This window comes from Enorma sp., from assembly GCF_982429025.1.
On sequence record NZ_CEWCAA010000001.1, the window covers coordinates 1 to 16,483 of the forward strand.

11 protein-coding genes and 1 riboswitch are annotated in these 16,483 nt (G+C 62.5%); of the genes, 8 read left to right on the plus strand and 3 right to left on the minus strand.

Translation table 11 applies throughout. The features are described from left to right. Positions 1-53: 53 nt before the first annotated feature. The gene (locus tag AC1VS5_RS00005) at positions 54-164 is read left to right on the plus strand and encodes a DUF4368 domain-containing protein (RefSeq protein ID WP_463671811.1); all 111 of its coding nucleotides are present in this window, start codon (positions 54-56) and stop codon (positions 162-164) included. 476 nt (positions 165-640) lie between these two features. Here AC1VS5_RS00005 and AC1VS5_RS00010 read toward each other — a convergent pair whose 3' ends face one another. Next, positions 641-1,555, minus strand: coding sequence for a type III pantothenate kinase (locus AC1VS5_RS00010; RefSeq protein WP_481217250.1), 915 nt, complete (start codon positions 1,553-1,555; stop codon positions 641-643). A gap of 158 nt (positions 1,556-1,713) precedes the next feature. Here AC1VS5_RS00010 and AC1VS5_RS00015 point away from each other — a divergent pair, with 158 nt between their 5' ends. Continuing rightward, entirely contained in the window at positions 1,714-3,543 is a 1,830-nt protein-coding gene (locus tag AC1VS5_RS00015; RefSeq protein WP_481217251.1) for an OPT/YSL family transporter, read from the plus strand. A 63-nt stretch (positions 3,544-3,606) separates the two neighbouring features. Here the strand turns inward: AC1VS5_RS00015 and AC1VS5_RS00020 are convergent, their stop codons facing one another. Then, the gene (locus tag AC1VS5_RS00020) at positions 3,607-3,975 is read right to left on the minus strand and encodes a sensor histidine kinase (RefSeq protein WP_481217252.1); all 369 of its coding nucleotides are present in this window, start codon (positions 3,973-3,975) and stop codon (positions 3,607-3,609) included. Then, positions 3,945-4,475 (minus strand): response regulator transcription factor, encoded by a 531-nt coding sequence (locus tag AC1VS5_RS00025; protein WP_481217253.1) that lies wholly within the window; start codon positions 4,473-4,475, stop codon positions 3,945-3,947. The genes AC1VS5_RS00020 and AC1VS5_RS00025 overlap by 31 nt, the downstream gene beginning before the upstream one ends. 596 nt (positions 4,476-5,071) lie before the next feature. On the opposite strand from AC1VS5_RS00025, the gene AC1VS5_RS00030 reads away from it, so the two are divergent. The 6 genes from AC1VS5_RS00030 to glmM all read left to right on the plus strand — a co-directional run bounded on the left by AC1VS5_RS00030 (position 5,072) and on the right by glmM (position 16,297). Then, positions 5,072-8,539 carry a DUF6020 family protein gene (locus AC1VS5_RS00030; protein WP_481217254.1) on the plus strand — a complete coding sequence of 1,156 codons (3,468 nt, stop codon included), beginning with the start codon at positions 5,072-5,074 and terminating at the stop codon, positions 8,537-8,539. A gap of 476 nt (positions 8,540-9,015) precedes the next feature. Further along, positions 9,016-9,300, plus strand: coding sequence for a NifU family protein (locus AC1VS5_RS00035; RefSeq protein ID WP_019127648.1), 285 nt, complete (start codon positions 9,016-9,018; stop codon positions 9,298-9,300). A gap of 105 nt (positions 9,301-9,405) precedes the next feature. Beyond that, entirely contained in the window at positions 9,406-10,221 is an 816-nt protein-coding gene (gene lgt / locus AC1VS5_RS00040; protein WP_481217255.1) for a prolipoprotein diacylglyceryl transferase, read from the plus strand. A gap of 324 nt (positions 10,222-10,545) precedes the next feature. Continuing rightward, positions 10,546-10,652: riboswitch (adenosylcobalamin-variant (AdoCbl-variant) riboswitch) on the plus strand. A 45-nt stretch (positions 10,653-10,697) separates the two neighbouring features. After that, entirely contained in the window at positions 10,698-13,520 is a 2,823-nt protein-coding gene (locus AC1VS5_RS00045) for a DUF4430 domain-containing protein (RefSeq protein ID WP_481217256.1), read from the plus strand. A 230-nt stretch (positions 13,521-13,750) separates the two neighbouring features. Further along, the gene (locus AC1VS5_RS00050) at positions 13,751-14,449 is read left to right on the plus strand and encodes a DUF4430 domain-containing protein (protein ID WP_481217257.1); all 699 of its coding nucleotides are present in this window, start codon (positions 13,751-13,753) and stop codon (positions 14,447-14,449) included. A gap of 516 nt (positions 14,450-14,965) precedes the next feature. Further along, positions 14,966-16,297: a phosphoglucosamine mutase gene (gene glmM, locus AC1VS5_RS00055; protein ID WP_019127651.1), complete on the plus strand. Its 1,332-nt coding sequence runs from the start codon at positions 14,966-14,968 to the stop codon at positions 16,295-16,297. The last annotated feature ends 186 nt before the right edge of the window (positions 16,298-16,483 follow it).

A 16,483-nucleotide genomic window follows, 5' to 3' on the forward strand; every position in this document is an offset into this window, starting at 1 on the left:
TAGCCGGGGAATTGAATGTTACCCGGCAGGCACTATCGAATTGGGAGAGAGATGTGATTGAGAAAATCGTCGTGCATGAGTGCAGCTATGACGAGAACGGCACCCGCAGGCAGGACATTGAGATTTATTACAGCTTTGTCGGCAAGATTGACTTGCCCGAATAACCGCCCGACCTATCCGACACAATGGCCAAGTGCCGGATAGGAACGGCAAAATTTTTTACACTTCTATTACTTCTTTATCGCACATTAGCAAACTTGCACGTGGTTGAAGCGTCTGTTGCAAACTTGCATGCCGTTTTACGCAATAAGAAGCATTTTTCTTCGTCTTATTGCGTAAAACGGCATGCAAGTTTGTTAAGCGGCGCGTGGCAGCCTGATTTAGGTAGCGAATGAGCCGAATGAGCCTGTCGCGGGGCTGCGCCGCGTCTCTTCCGCTGAGATGCGTTTCCCCGTGGGGCTGCGCGGGTTGCGAATGTGCCAGCGGCGGCGCGGGGCGGGCGGCGGAGGGGCCTGTCTCGGGGTCGTGCAGGCAAGCGAGTGTGCCGGCGGCGGCGCTGTGCAGGCAAGCGAGCGTGCTCAGCCGCGCTGTGCCTCCGCGACGCCATGCCACGCCATGCCGTGCCTCGCTGGCCCAGCGGTTATCCTCGTTGATTAGCCTGCCAGATGAGGGCGAGCCCCCGAAGGGTAAGGGCGTCGTCGACGAGTGCCTGGTGGTGCAGGAGCGCGGCGATGGCGTCGGTATTCTCTCCCGTGATGACAATGGGAATGGTCATCGGCTCGGCGGCACCTGCATCGGCTTCGTCGCGCTCGTTTTCATGCGCAGCCGAGCCTTCGCCCAACCTGGCACGTGCACGCTTGCCGTTGTCCGCAAGCTCGGCAACCACCGCATCGAGCAAGCCATCGATGCGCGCCGCCTCTCCGAGCACGACGCCAGACTGCATGGCTTCGCGCGTAGAGCGCCCGAGCACGCGCTCAGGTGCACGAAGCTCGATAATGGGCAGGCGCGCCGCGGCTTCGGCGAGTGACCGCGCCCCGAGCGCAACACCCGGCGCGATGATGCCTCCGCAGAACGCACCGCTGGCATCAATCGCCTCGAAGTTTGTGGTGGTTCCCAAGTCAACCACCACAACGGGCGCTCCATAGGCGGCGCGTGCCGCGACGGCGTCCGCGATGCGGTCGGGCCCGACTTCAGAAGGGTCGTTGAACCGCAGCTTAACGCCCGATCGCAAGCCGGGTCCCACCACGAGCTGCCTGCCAGGAACGGTATCCGCAAGCGCTCGGTGCCATGCGTCGGTGAGGGTGGGAACCACGCAAGAGAGGATGGAGCCTTCGGGAGAAGGACACGCGCCTCCGCGCGAGGACGCCTTGCCCGTCAGCTCGCTGAAAATCTGCCCAAGCTGCATGCGCGCCTCGTCTGTCGTGATGGGCTGGCGCGTGGTGACCTCGCATGCGCTGAGAAGCTTTGGGGCGCCCTCAGCACCCGCTTCGGCCGTTTCGAGCAGGCCAAATCGAGCGGTGGTGTTTCCGATGTCTGCGGCAAGTACGTGGGCCACGAGTCCTCCTTTGCGCGATAGATGCCTCCATTGTCGCATGTTGCGAGTCGAACTATGCTCGGGCAGGTTTCGATTCTCGATTCCTTAGCGTATACTGAACGCGCTTGAGCCGTAACCCGACTCCCCAAGCGGGGGAGCGGATATACGAAGGAGCGAATATGAACCAAGCACGCACGCGCGCACTGCGCGGGCAGCTGAGCTTTGCCGGCATTTTGATCGGCTGCATCGGCTGCGTCATCATCACGGCCTCGTCTGTTTACACTGCGCTCAAGATGGGCGCGTTGCCGTGGCCAACCATTTTCACATCTATCACGGCCCTCGTGCTTTTGCGGGCGCTCGGCCACACAAGCCTCAATGAAGCGAATATCACGCAGGTCATCATGTCTGCCGGCTCCATGGTTGCGGGAGGCCTAGCGTTCACCATTCCCGGTATCTGGATTCTTGGTTTGGCGGACGAGGTGTCTTGGCAGGAGATGCTTGCCGTTGCGCTGGCGGGCACGCTGTTAGGCCTCGTGTGCACGGCGCTCATCCGCAAACGGTTTGTTGAAGATTCTGATCTGGAATACCCCATCGGCACGGCAGCGGCCGAGACCTTGCTCGCCAGCACGGCGGGCGGGTCGACGGGGCGCAAGCTCTTCGGGTCGATGGCGTTCGCTGGGCTCTGGGCGATTCTTCGCGATGTGCTCGGCGTTATACCGTCGCTGGTGGCCACGCTGCCCATCCCGGGGATTTCGTTCGGTATCCAGGCCTCGCCCATGCGCTTCTCGGTCGGGTTCCTTGTTGGGGGCCGCTCGATTGCATGGTGGATGGTCGGCGCTGTGCTGGGCAGCTTCGGCATCATCGTGGGCGGCACTGCAGCGGGGTTGTGGGATCTGGGAACTGCGCAAGGCATCGTGAGCAGCCTGGGCATGGGCCTCATGATGGGGTCGGGATTCGGTGTCGTGCTGCGCGATATCGTGCTCCCGCTGGCGCGGCGGGCGAGAGCTCGGCGTAGCTCATTCTCTGTTTCTGAAAGTGGAGAGGACGCGATGGGTAGCGAGGGCGTCGGAAACGCGGAGTGCTCGGGGGATTCCTCCCCGCTCGGGCAGTCCTGCTCGCGCGGAGGCGTCGCTGGCGCCTCCGGCTCGTGCGGAACTCGCGTTGATGAATCCCCCGGGCACTCCGCGCCACGCGCCTCGCTTGGCGGCCTCACCGACTACTTCTCGCGTTTCGATGCCGGCTTGCTCGCGCTGTTCGTGGCGGCGGCTGCGCTCGTGTGCTGCATCGCTCTCTCGTTCGGCCCGTTCGTCTCCGTGGCCATCGTGCTGCTCTCATTTGTGACGGCCATCATGAGCGCGCAATCGGTCGGCCAGTCCGGCATCGACCCCATGGAGATCTTCGGACTCATCGTGCTGCTGTTCGTGGCGGCCTTTTCCGATGTGACCCAGGTGCAGCTCTTCTTCGTTGCCGGAGTGATTGCCGTGGCTTGTGGCCTTGCGGGCGACGTCATGAGCGATTTCAAGACGGGCCAGATTATCGGCACTGATCCGCGCGACCTGTGGCTCGGCCAGGTTATCGGAGCGCTTTTGGGCACGGTCGTGGCCGTTGCCGTGCTCGTTGCCCTCGTAGCAGCATACGGAACCGATGCGTTCGGTGGCGACAACCTCTTCGTGGCGGCTCAGGCCCAGGTGGTGGCGACGATGGTCTCGGGCATCCCGAGCGTCCCCGCGTTCGTTGTGGGCGTCGTTGCGGGCACGGTGCTCTACTGCGCGGGAATCCCTGCTATGATGCTCGGCCTTGGCGTGTACCTGCCGTTTTACATGTCGCTCACCACGGCGGTGGGCGCACTGATTCGCGTTGTGTTCGACCGCGTGGTGGCTGCGCGCGGTATCGAGAAGGGCGCGGCGGAAGAGACGGGTGCCGTGGTGGCTTCGGGTGTGCTCGGTGGCGAGTCTATCGTGGGCGTAATCGTGGCGTTCGCCAGCGTCGCGGCAGGCCTTGCGGGATAGGCCGTTGGCAAAACTGAACCTTCCGGCTCGAGCCACGAACATCTTGCAGGCGCCCCGTCGTGCCTAACCGTTGGGCAGCGTGACTCGCATTTCCAGCTCGGAGCCGAACTTCCTCGCGCGAATGCTTCCCTCGTGCCGCGAGACGATCCCTTGGGCAATCGAGAGCCCGATGCCGTTTCCGCCGGTCGAGCGCGAGCGGGATGCGTCGGCGCGATAGAACCGATCGAAGATGCGTTGCGTGTCTTGCGTGGTGAGCGAGGCGCACGGGTTGGTCACGGTGAGCACGATTTCGCGTTTGCGCTGCTCAAGGCGAACGCGAATCGATCCGTTATCGTCGCAGTACTTGACCGCGTTATCTACGAGCACGCTTACCAGCCGGTCGAGCTCCTCGGGACTTCCACTCACGATGATGCGCGGTTCGGCCTTGCCCACCTCGCACGCGGAGATTCCCTCCAGCCCGTCCGCCACGCTCGCGCGCGTCGCCGCTCCTTCGAAGGTGTCAATGGTGCAGGCGAGGGGGCAGCGCGGTCGAGCTTGAGGTCTCCTGCGGTGAGTACGCCGGGCACATAGGTGTCGCTGCGGCGGCAGAGGGCGCGCACGCGGGCGAGGAGCTCGACCATGGAGAACGGTTTGGTGAGATAGTCGTCCGCACCGCTGTTGAGCCCGCCGACCACGTCTTCTTGGGCGCTTTTCGCCGTGAGGATAAGAATGGGCGTGCGGACCGATTCGCTGCGCAAGGTGCGCACCACGTCGAGGCCGTCGCGGTAGGGCATCATGATGTCGAGCACGATGCAGTCGTACGTGCCGGTTTCGCCGAAGTCGAGCGCCGCTTGGCCGTCGTAGACGGTATCGACCTCATACCCATCGCTTTTGAGCATCGCTTCGAGAGCGCGGGCCATGTCTTGCTCGTCGTCGGCTACTAAAACGCGCATGCGTGCTCCCTCCTCGGCATCGTGGTTTCACGATAGCGCATATTCCATGCGAGTGCGCGGAGGCGCATCCGCGGTAGATGCAAAAACCCGTGCGCAGTAGATCGGGGGCCTGCGCACGGGTGCTGGACCCGGCCGCTGCTGCAATAAGGGAGGTTGACGACGGCGCGGGATATGCGCTCTGCGTAGAGAACTAGGTGGGGCCATACGACGCAGAGCGTGAGCTCAGCATAAAAACGAATCCTTAAACGAACCTCAAGAGTAAAAAACTATGATGGAATCGTGAACGCTCGGAAAAGCACCGGGACCTGCGGTTTTGCAGCAGGCGCTTCTTGCCTTCGTACTGCTCTTCCTTTTGTTACACCTTTGAAAGGGTCCGTTTACATCGTATTATGCCTTTCTTTACCTTGATGGGTATTGCGCAGTGTTTGGGCTCTAGCAGCCTGCTGTGCTCGCATTCGGGTGGGGGACCGTGATAGGCTACCGCGTGCGCGCAAGGCGTGGCGTGTCGCTAGGGGCACGCCGGGCGTGAATTAGTTCCGTTTCAGCCGGATCTGGATCTTTGGGTTCAGATTGAAAAAATCGGCTGGGGGGGGGTAATGTCAAAATCTCTGTGCGTGCGCCGTGGCGGAAGTGCTGCGGTACTGTTGTGTTCTGCCGTGTGCGCTTCGGGCCTTCTGCTCGACCTCTCGGGAGCATCTTCAACCTACAGCGAGATAACGCATCTGTTCGGCGAGGTGCATGGCACCTCGTACATCGTGGCGGAGCTGCTCTGCTCGCTTCCCGCGCGCGATGGGGCCCTGGCCGTGCTCGGCCTTACCGCGGCGCTGTTCGCCCTGTTTCGTCGCGCGGGCCGCGGCGCTTCTCCTGCAGGGGAGAGTGCTTCCGCGCTAAACCGCGGCGCTTCCGAGCCTGAGGGCACGGGCGTGCTCGTTCGCAGCGCTTCTACCGCAGAAGACGGTATGCCTAGGTTTGCCCGCGGTGCTTCTGCGGCGGACGCGGGGGTGCTCATGGAGCACCGCTGCGGTGGAGGAGCTTCCGCCTGGGTGGTTGCCGTGCTCTTCGCAGCGGCAATGCTCTTTGGGCGAAGCTTCGACGAAGCCGGCTCCGCGGCCTATATCGTTGGCGGCATCACCCCCGCCATTCGTTCATGCTGGTATTTCATAGGATGGCTGCTGCCCGCGCGGGCGCTTGTCGAGCTCGCATTCGAAGGTCTGGATCGCCTCCGCGCGCATGGCACGTGCCCGTCGGGTGATCGCGCCCGATCCGTTTCGCCGTCGTGCGGGAGGCTCCGGCGCGCGGTGCGCCTCATTCTCGGTACATTCGACCGGCACCCTTTTGCGGCCCCGGCGCTTGTGCTGGCACTGTTCTGGCTTCCGGTGCTCGTAGGGTATGCTCCTGCGCTTTTCATGTGGGACACGAACACGCAGATACTGCAGTGGTTCGAGCTGCCCAACCATATCAGCAGCTCCGTCGATTTGCTCGATTCGAGCGTGTTGCTCACCCAGCACCATCCGCCGCTGCATACGGCGCTCGTAGGCCTCTGCGTTCAGGCGGGCATCTCGCTTGCAGGCAGCGAGAACCTCGGCATATTCATCTACGCGGTGCTTCAGTGGATAGTCGACATCCTCGCAATCTCGTGGGCGTTTCGCATCGCCCAGATCGTGGGCGCGCCTCGTGCCCCGCGTTTCGTGGCGCTCGGCTTCATCGCGCTCGTGCCGGCATATTCGAATTACAGCGTGCTGGTAACCAAGGACGTGCTCTTCGCATCTGCATTGCTGCTGTTCGCGATCGAGCTTGTTTACCTGGTCTTTTGTGCTGCATCGTTTGACGGGCGAATCGCTTTTTCGCGCCGGCATGCGGTGCTGCTCGTGGCCGGGGCGCTTGGCGCCGCGCTGCTGAGAAGCGGTATGGTCGTCGCCGTGGCGGGTGGTGCCATCGCCACAACCTTGCTTCTGTGGCGCATGCAGCGCCGCTTGGCGCCAGAGGACCTCCGGTCTGTCTCCGCGCGATCGCTCCTTCGCGTCCCGCTGATCGCCCTGGCGCTCGTCATAGCGGTGAATCTGCTGCTCGCGCGCGTGGTCTATCCTGCTCTGGCCATCACGCCGTCGAGCAGGCGCGAGGCGCTCTCCATTCCCATGCAGCAAGTCGCGCGCTTCATGCGCGATCGCCCCGATGCCGTGCAGACTGAGGACCTTCGCGCCATCGATCGGGTTCTCGATGCCCCGAGCCTCGTCCGCCTCTACGATCCGAGCAAATCGGACCCGGTGAAGGCGACGTATAAGGAACAGGCCTCATCCGACGACCTTTCCGCATTCTGGCAAACGTGGGCGAGGCTGTTCGCCCGCGATCCCGGTTGCTTCATCTCTGCGACGGCGGCGAACTACTATGGCTACTTCTATCCTGCACATGCGATGAGCTGGAGCTACACCTCGTACTTCAGCAGCCTGGTCATGGAGAACACCGAGACGAACCTCATTTATTCGGATATAGCCTCGTATTTCTCGTTTCATCAGCTTGATCATCCATTCGTACGTGCGCTTGACGGTTTGTGCTCGGGGTACCGGCTGCTCTTCCAGAGGCTTCCGTTCCTCACGCTCACCATGCAGGCGGCGCTCTACGACTGGGCTCTCGTTCTGCTTACGGCCTATGCGGTGCGACGGCGGCGATCGCACGCAGCGGTCTTTCTCGCGCCGGCATGGATCGTGTTGCTTATTGCGCTCGTGGGCCCCTGTAACGCCACCACGTATTTTCGCTATGCCTATCCGGTGGCCCTGCTCGTGCCGTTCCTGGCGCTTATCACCATGGCGCCCGACCCCCGGGATTGCGCGCGCCGCGCTTCTACGTTCGTTTCGATTTCGACCACAGGAGGGTCTTCTATGGATAGTCCATCGAACACGGCTGCGTGTGCGGCCGTGGGCATGGTTGCGGCTGCGGCTGCGGATACAGATGTTGTCACAGGCTCCGTTGCGGTTGCAAGTGCGGCCACGGCTGCGGCTACCGTGGCGGACGCTGGCGCGACGAGCGCTGCCGTGGCGGGCGCTGCAGAGGCGAACGCTGGCGCGACGAGTGCTGCGGCGGTGGGCGCTGCCACGCCCGAAGCTGCCGAGACAGCACCAGCCGCCAAAGGGCATGTGGCGGTGCTCATTCCCTGCTGCAACGAGGAACTGACCGTTGGCGAGGTAATCGATGATTTCCGGCGGGTGCTCCCTGGGGCCAGCATCTATGTGTACGACAACAACTCGAGCGACCGGACGGCCCAGGTGGCACGCGAGCACGGGGCTCAGGTGCGCTTTGAGCCGCGCCAGGGCAAAGGGGTGACCGTTCGCCAGATGTTCCGCGACATCGAAGCGGACTGCTACCTGCTCGTCGACGGCGATAGCACGTACCCTGCCGATGCCGCGCCCGCTCTCATTGACCCCATTCTTGCGGGCGAAGCCGATATGACCGTAGGCGACCGTCTCTCCAACGGCAGCTATGCACAAGAGAACCAGAGGCCCTTCCACGATTTCGGCAATAACCTCGTGCGCTGGCTCATCCGCCTTATGTACGGTTACGCGTTCCACGATGTCATGACCGGCTACCGGGCCTTCAGCCGTGTGTTCGTGCGCAGCTTGCCCGTGGTTTCGCGCGGGTTCCAGCTGGAGTGTGAGATTTCGATCCACGCGGTAGACAAGGGCTGGCGCATCAAGGAGGTGCCCATCGATTATCGCGATCGCCCGGCGGGAAGCGTCTCCAAGCTCTCGACGGTTTCCGATGGCGTTCGCGTGCTCATGGCAATCGGGTCGCTCTTCAAGGATTACCTGCCGTTCAAGTTCTTTTCGCTTGTGGCGGCGGTGTTCATGGCGCTTGGCCTGGCGGCAGGTATTCCCGTGGTCGCCGAGTTCGCGCAGACGGGGTACGTGAGCAAGGTGCCTTCGGCGATTCTGGCCGTTGGGCTCGTGTTCTGCGGAGCGCTTGCGTTTAGCACGGGATGCATCTTGGACACCGTGGCCAAGGCGACCAGAAAGCGCTGGGAGCTCGATGTGTATCGAGCCGAAGATGAGATGCGCAGGCGGCAGCGCTAGGAAGCCGCTGAGTTTATCTTCGCGGGCGATCGGGATTGCAACTTTTGGGCACTTCGGGGCGGAGGGTCCGGGTAGCCGCGCCGCCGCCGGGAGGGCGCCAGCCCCCTGAGCTACGCCTTTCCCTCGCTCGCCCATACTCGCCCGCCGCGTCGGGAAGTGCCCAAAAGTTGAAACCACGACGGAACGGATGGCTCCGGTGCCTAATAATCAGCGTTTTCCTAGGGTTTCCGCCTGTTCGCCGCTCGCACCAATCGCCGCCATGTTCGCAGGTTGTCGTCATGCTCTCGGTGCGCCCATGTGCATGGTCGTAGGGTTTCGGGCAGGAAATCTACGGATGAAGCTTGTCCAGATGGCTTTTTCGTACATTTTCTGCCCGTAAACCAGAACGAGGGAAGAAAGAGAAGACGGGTATACCGTTGTAGTACCATGAACGCATCTGCGAGCGGCGCGCTTGCATTGGCATGAAAGGAGCCCTTGTGGCAGTAAATGAAGAGCTGCTCAAGCAGGTACTTGAGCAAATTCGCCCGAACCTTCAGGGCGATGGCGGCGATATGGAGTATGTGGGTGTCGATGAGGACGGCGTGGTATCGCTGGAGCTGCAGGGCGCTTGCGCCGGCTGCCCCATGAGCCAGCTCACCCTTTCGATGGGCATCGAGCGCGTGCTCAAAGAGCACGTCCCCGGCGTAACGCGCGTTGTTGCCGTAAACGACAACGCCGACGGTGGGCTTTCGAGTCTGTACGACGAGTACGCGCCGTTCTAACGATTCGTGTGACAGCGGCGCCGGCATGAGACAGTTTAACCCGGCACAACTGTCTCATGCGGGTAATAGGTTCGTTCGGTCCCGCTTCAACATGGCAGGGAATGTATGCTCACAGAACTCTATCAAAGCCTTGACCCGGTGGCCCTTTCGGTCGGGCCGATCACGATCTATTGGTACGGCGTCGCGTATGTTGTGGGTGCTCTCATCACGGGTATCGTGATGTACCGCACGCAGCGTCGTTGGGGGCTCAATCTCACGGTCGACGACCTCATGATGGTCGTTTTCGGCGTGGTGATCGGGCTCGTCATCGGCGCGCGCCTCTTCTATGTGATCTTTTATGGCGACGGATTCTATTGGACGCACCCGCTCGAGATCTTCATGACCAACCACGGTGGTATGAGCTTCCACGGTGGGCTCGTGGGCGGAATTGTGGGCGGCGCTATCGTATGCCGCATCTACCACATCTCCGCGTGGACCATTGCAGACCTTGCGGTCATCGGCGTGCCCATAGCGCTTTGCCTGGGTCGTTGCGCCAACTTCGTGAACGGCGAGCTTTGGGGCAAACCGACCGACCTGCCCTGGGGCGTGGTGTTCGGTGGCGCCGCGGGCGATGTGACGCGTCATCCTTCCCAGCTCTACGAGGCGTTTCTCGAGGGCGTGGTGCTCTTCGTGGTCCTCTATCTCATGAGCCGCCGCAAGCCGCCGCTTCCGCAGGGTACATTTATGGGTACGTTCATCTTGGGCTATGGGATCGTACGATTCCTCATCGAGTTCGTGCGCGTGCCCGACGCTCAGCTCGGCTACATCTTGGGCGATGTCATCACCATGGGGCAACTGCTGAGCTTGCCGCTCATCGTTATCGGCATCGGGCTCATCGCCTATGCGCTGCACGCCAAGCGCCCGCAGCGCGATTATATATAAGCGTGTAAGCGCGCCGGCGTCCTGTGTTTGCATCCGTCGGCGCGCTGTCGTCTGCCGTCGCGTTCGGCAGCGCGTTGCCCCCATCGCTTGTGCTCGTCGGTGCGCCGCCGCCCATCGCTCGCGCTGTCAATTCACACCTTCCCTCGCTGCGCCCGCCCATCGCCGGCCACGTCATCTCACTGCTTTTCATCATCATGCCCGCCCATCGCCGGCTCCGTCATTTCGCCGCCTTCCATCGCTGCGCCCGCCCCTTTTTCCTCGGGAACGGCTAGAATAGGCACATCTGTTTAACTGACCTGATGGATGGCGCGTTTTGCGCAGGCACGCAGGTGCCTAGGGGAATCGGGGTGAAAGTCCCCGGCTATACCAGTAACCGTAACTCTCGCAGCGCGAATCGCCGCGCGCGGACAAGTCGGATCGCCTCTCCATCGCATGGCCCAATACGGCCAGGGTCCTGGATAGAGAGGTTTTTGAAGATGTCCAATACGATTCCAGAGCGCATGCGCTCGGGAGGCGCTCCCGCTATGCGGGGCATCGCGCGTCGTGCGGCAGCGGCCGCACTGGCCGTGCTGCTCGTGTGGGGTCAGGTGCCCGCGGCTGCATGGGCCGAGGTTGCGCCGGCAGAATCAAGCTCGGCTGCGGCTGCGAATGCTCAGCTCCAGGGGGCGCATATCAGCTCCGGCGATGTCGGCTCGGGCGATTCTTCCGATGCGGCGAATGCCGAACAGACCGACGATGCGGCGGGCGCCGAGCAGGCAAGCGATGCGCAGGCCGACGAAGGCCAGCAGGACGCCTCGGAGACCGCCGATAACAACATCGGCGCAGCCGATGCCAACACCGACGCGGCCGAAGGCAATACGGTTTCTGCCGATGACACCGCTTCCGGCCAAACCGAAGGGAGCAACCAGTCGGCAGATTCCGCCGAAAAAGGCTCGACGGCCGCCTTGGACGACGAGGACCAGCAGGTGGCTGTCAGCGTGTCCATCTATGGCATGTCTGCCTCGGGCGATGCAGAGGAATGGCTCGCGCCCTACGAGGTCACGCTCGATGAGGGACAGACTGCGGAAGACGCCCTTGTTCAGGCGCTCGAAGAGAACAACATCGCCTATGATGCGACGCCGAGTGAGTATGGTCTGTACTTCCAGAGCATTACCTCGCCGTTTGATGCCAGCAACACGCTGAGCTACGACGGGAGCAACTATTGGCAGTTCTTGGTGGACGGCGCGTCTGCCTCCACGGGTGCCAGCAGCGTGGTCGCCACCGAAGGGGCCTCGTATGCCCTGGTCTTCGGATCCACGGGCGAGCTCCCTTCCATGGTGCGGGCGACCTTCGAGGTGTATGGCATCGATGCTTCGGGCAACCCCGAGGTGTGGACCACCGATTCTCTTTCGGTGGAGGAGGGCACCACCGCCGCAGAGCTGACCGAGCGCATGCTCGACGCTGCGGGCATTGCCTACGATGCCGAGGAATCCACGTACGGATGGTACCTCAACAGCATGACCTCTTCCGATGGGCGCGTGTTGGCCTGGGATGAGGCGACGGGTGCGTACTGGCAGCTCTGGGTCAACGGTGCGGCCTCGGATGCAGGCGCAAGCTCTGTTGCCGTTGAAGACGGCATGTCGATTGCCTGGTATTACGCGGCGTATGGTGCAGAATACCCTGAAAACGGCGTGGTGGCAGATCCCGATGCGGAGCAACCCGATTGGGAAGGTGCCTATGGCTTCGGCCAGGGGCCCACTACGGCCGAGACACCCGCTGGCGATGCCGAAGAATCGTGGGTTTTGAAGATCAAGGATGTAACGGACTGGCAGACGAATGTCTCCGATCCGTTCGTGGCTCACGGCAGGGTCTACATCTGCGCTGGCAGCCAGCTCATCATGATGAACGCTGCCACGGGGGAGGAACTCGGCCGCGCGACGCTCGTCGAGAAGGTCGATTCCATCGCTCGCATGGTCATGGTCGACGGCCTCATCATCGTGCCCGTGCATAACGGTCGCTTGCAGGCCCTCACCGCCGATACGCTCAGCACCGTGTGGTACACCGACGCCTTGCCTGCGCACGAGCAGGGTGGAGACCAGCAGGCATTGGGGTCGCTCACGGTGGAGGGCGGTTACCTCTACTTCGCGACGGCCTCGGCCAGTTGGTCGAGCTCCTATAACGGCTACCTGCTGTGCGTCGACATCAAGACGGGTGACGTCGTGTGGCAGCGCGAGAGCACGCAGAGCGGGTTCTATTGGGCCGGCGCGGCGGTTTCGGGCTCATGGGCTGTCATCGCAGACGATGCAGGTACCGTGACGGTGTTCAACCGAGAGACGGGGGAGACGGCGTCGACGCTCGCCCTGGATGCCGGTTCGCGCTCACAAGTGGTGAACGGAACGGACGCTGGTACTTTTATCGTGGTGACAAAAGACGGCTGTCTGCATAAGATTGCCGTCGATAGCCGGACGGGCGTTGCCGTTGAGCTGGGGTCGGTAAAGTTCGGGTCGTCTTCAACCTCTACGCCGGTGGTGGCCGGTGGCAAGGTATATGTTGGCGGCGCCTCGCTTGAGAGCTATGCGAACTCCTGGGGAAGCACGAGTTACTACGGAACGATTGCGGTGATCGATGAAGCCTCGCTCGCCATCGAGTGCAGGATCATCTCTACGGAGGATGGCTATCTGCCTGCCGCGGTTCAGGCGAGCCCCCTTGTTTCGCAGCAGGGTGGCTCCACGTACGTGTACTTCACGTGCAATACCACGCCCGGCGGCGTGTACCGGTACCGTGTGGGCGATAAGCAGGCCGAGTTGATCTACACGCCGGCTGAGGGCCAGCAGAACTATTGCATGGCGTCGGTCGTTTGCGGCTCCGACGGCACGCTCTACTACATCAACGATTCGGGCAACCTCTTCGCCATCAAGGGCGCATCGTCCTCTTTGGGCGATGGGGGCGATACTCCAGAGAAGGAGCCGAACGAGTCCGATAAGGTTCCGGGCAATACTGGTACTGTTTCCGAGAACGGCGATGATGGAGCTGCGGGCCGGCGCCCCGCGGGGGCCGTATCCCCTGCGCTCCAGCCTCTCGCTGCAAGCAATGGAGATGCTGCAACCTCCGATGGCAAAACGCTTGAGGGCGCTGCCGCCGATGGTTCTGATGCCGAAGAGCAGGCTTCGGCTTCGGCCCGGGCGACGAGCGCGCTTGCCTCTGATGCGGCAGCCGAGCGCGGCCTGCCCTCTTGGGTGCCTGTCGCGGGCATCGTCGTTGGCGTTTGCGGTTTAGCTGCCATTGGCATCTACCTCGCCATCGTTCGTAAGCGCTCCTAGCGCAGAAGGGGTGTGACCACATGAGCGACCACAAGACAGGGGATGTTCAAGGACATCGGGAAGAGATGCCGGCCCAGGAAGGGGCTCCAGCCCAGGAAGCTATCCCAATTCGGGAGAAGGTGCCAGCTCTAGAAGAGATTTCAACCTGGGAAGTGGCCCCAGCACGGGAAGTGGCCCCATCTCAGGAAGGAGCCCCAACCCGGGAGGAGGCGCATAAGGCTGCGCCGCGCGTGAGCGGGCGGCAGCGCGTCGTGCTTGCCGTTCTCGCTCTTTGCTTCGTGGCACTTATCGCCGTGTGCGGGTTCGCGCTCGCGACGGACGGCGGCGCTCCTGCATCCGGCGGAGTCGCGGTGCAGGGGAGCGCCGCGCTCCGCGCGCCTGAGGACGACGCGGCGGCTTCCGAGGACGCTTCCGCCGAAGACGATGAGGCAGCGGCCACGTCGAGCGGCGAGGACGATTCGTCTCCATCGAATGCTTCGGATCAATCGGACGACTCCGCCGGTTCGGGTGCGTCGGACCAAAGCTCATCCAACGGCGGAGACCGTGACACTTCCGATAGCTCGTCATCGCATGGAGGATCAAGCGGGGCGAGCCAGGGGGAGAGCCAGCAGAAGACTGTTACCGTCTCGGTGTCGATCGATTCAAGCGCGGCAGACGGCTCGGTGAGCGGCTCGGGCACCTTTACGTTCAAGGAAGGGGCCACGCCCTACGACGCCCTGTGCGCGCTTCGCTCCGATGTGACCTCGTCGAGCACGGCGATGGGCATCTACGTCGAAGGCATCGGCGGCCTTTTTGAGAACGATAGCCGCTACCCGGGCGTTTCGGGCTGGAAGTACATGGTGAATGGACAGGTGGTCATGCAGTCCGCCGGGTCGTACACGTTAAGTGATGGTGACCATGTGACCTGGTATTACACCATCACGGGATAGGGCTGCCCCGTCCTTTTCAATCGAGAGGCGCCACTCTAGGCAAACGGTTCTTTCGACTGGGGGGGGGTGCCACTCCAGGCAAACGGTTCTTCCCAATCGAGAGACTCTGCATAAGCCAAAGAGCCTCTTCTCAACCAAAAGGTGTACATGAGCGTCACGAATCGCTGCTTTTCGGCACTTTTTTGACGCTCGTGTACACCTTTTCTGGTGGGTGGGCCCATCGGTCTAGGTTCCGGGCGCTCGTGCGCACCTTTTCCTGCGGCTTAAGTCATCTCTTCATGTACTGGTGTCCGCGCGGCGGCCGAGCGGCGAGCGCCCGCCAGCGCGCCGCGGCCGTGTGGCGAGTGCGGGGCAACCGCATGGGGAACGCGTGGCGAGCGCCCGCCGGCGCGGCGGGATGAATATGCGCGATTGGTGGATGTTTGTGCGCAGGCACCCAACAATCGGTACCATATGCGCGGGGGTATCTCTCGTAGCGCCTTTCCCACGTCCGATAACCATCTAGAGGGAGCACATATGAAGTACTTCGGTACCGATGGCTTCCGTGGGCGCGCCAACGAGGAGCTCACGGTCGACCACGCATTCAAGATCGGCAAGTTCGTGGGCTGGTACTACGGCCTCCGCCAGGGGCGCAAGACCAAGGCGGTCATTGGCAAGGATACCCGTCGTTCCAGCTATATGTACGAGAACGCGCTGGTTGCGGGCCTCGTGGCGAGTGGTGCCGATGCGTATGTGCTGCGCGTGACCACTACGCCGTCGGTAAGCTACGTGGTGCGCCACGGTGATTTCGACTGTGGCATCATGATCACGGCGAGCCACAATCCCTATCACGACAACGGCATCAAGCTCATCGATTCTGGTGGCTACAAGATGAGCCCGGATGTGCTCGAGCAGGTAGAAGCCTATATCGACGGTGAGTTCGAGATTCCGCTCGCTACGGGTGAGCAGATTGGCCGTGCGGTCGATTATGTCGAGGGCCGCGCGCGCTACATCAAGTCGCTCATCGAGTCCATGCCGTGCTCGCTCGAGGGTTTCCGCGTGGCGATCGACTGCGCCAACGGCGCCTCCACGCCTATCGCCCCGCGCGTGTTCACCGCGCTCGGTGCCGATGTCCACGTGATCTCCAACGAGCCCGATGGCTTCAACATCAACATGGGCTGCGGTTCCACGCATATCGAGCGCTTGCAGGCGTATGTGCGCGAGGAGGGGCTCGACATCGGATTCGCCTATGACGGCGACGCCGACCGCTGCATCGCGGTGGACGAGTACGGTAACGTCTGCGACGGCGACACCATTATGTACGTGTGCGGCGCGCACCTTGCCAAGCAGGGCAAGCTCAGCGGCAACACGGTCGTGGCTACCGTCATGAGCAACATCGGCCTCTTCAAGGCGCTCGACAAGCTGGGCATCGGTTACGAGAAGACCGACGTGGGCGATAAGTACGTAAGCGCCTGCATGCAGGAGCACGGCTATGCGCTCGGCGGTGAGCAGAGCGGCCATGTGATCTTCTCCGAGTACAGCGCCACTGGCGACGGCATCAACACGAGCCTGCGCATCATGCAGACGCTCGTAGAGACTGGCAAAAGCTTGGCCGAGCTCGCCAAGCCGCTCAAGATTTACCCGCAGCTGCTCAAGAACGTGAAGGTCGAGGACAAGCACGCCGTCATGGAGCACGAGGCGGTCAAGGCCGCCGCGGCTGATGTCGAGGCCGCGCTCGAGGGCGAGGGCCGCGCGCTCATCCGCGCGAGCGGCACAGAGCCCTTGGTCCGCGTTATGGTCGAGGCGCCGACGATCGAGCTGTGCGAGCAGTACGTGAATAAGGTCGTTGAGGTCATCGAGAGCCTGTAGACGAGGTGCCGGGTCGCGCCAAGCGTCGGCAGCGGTGCCGGAGCGCCCGGTCTAGGTAAACGGCGATAAATGCCTCACGTATCAAAGATGATGAGGGCGGGCAGTGCGCATCGGCGTGCTGTCCGCCTTTTGCCGTCCGGGCGGTACCGCTTGCAGGAGAAGCTCATCAGCTCTAGTTAGCAAGAA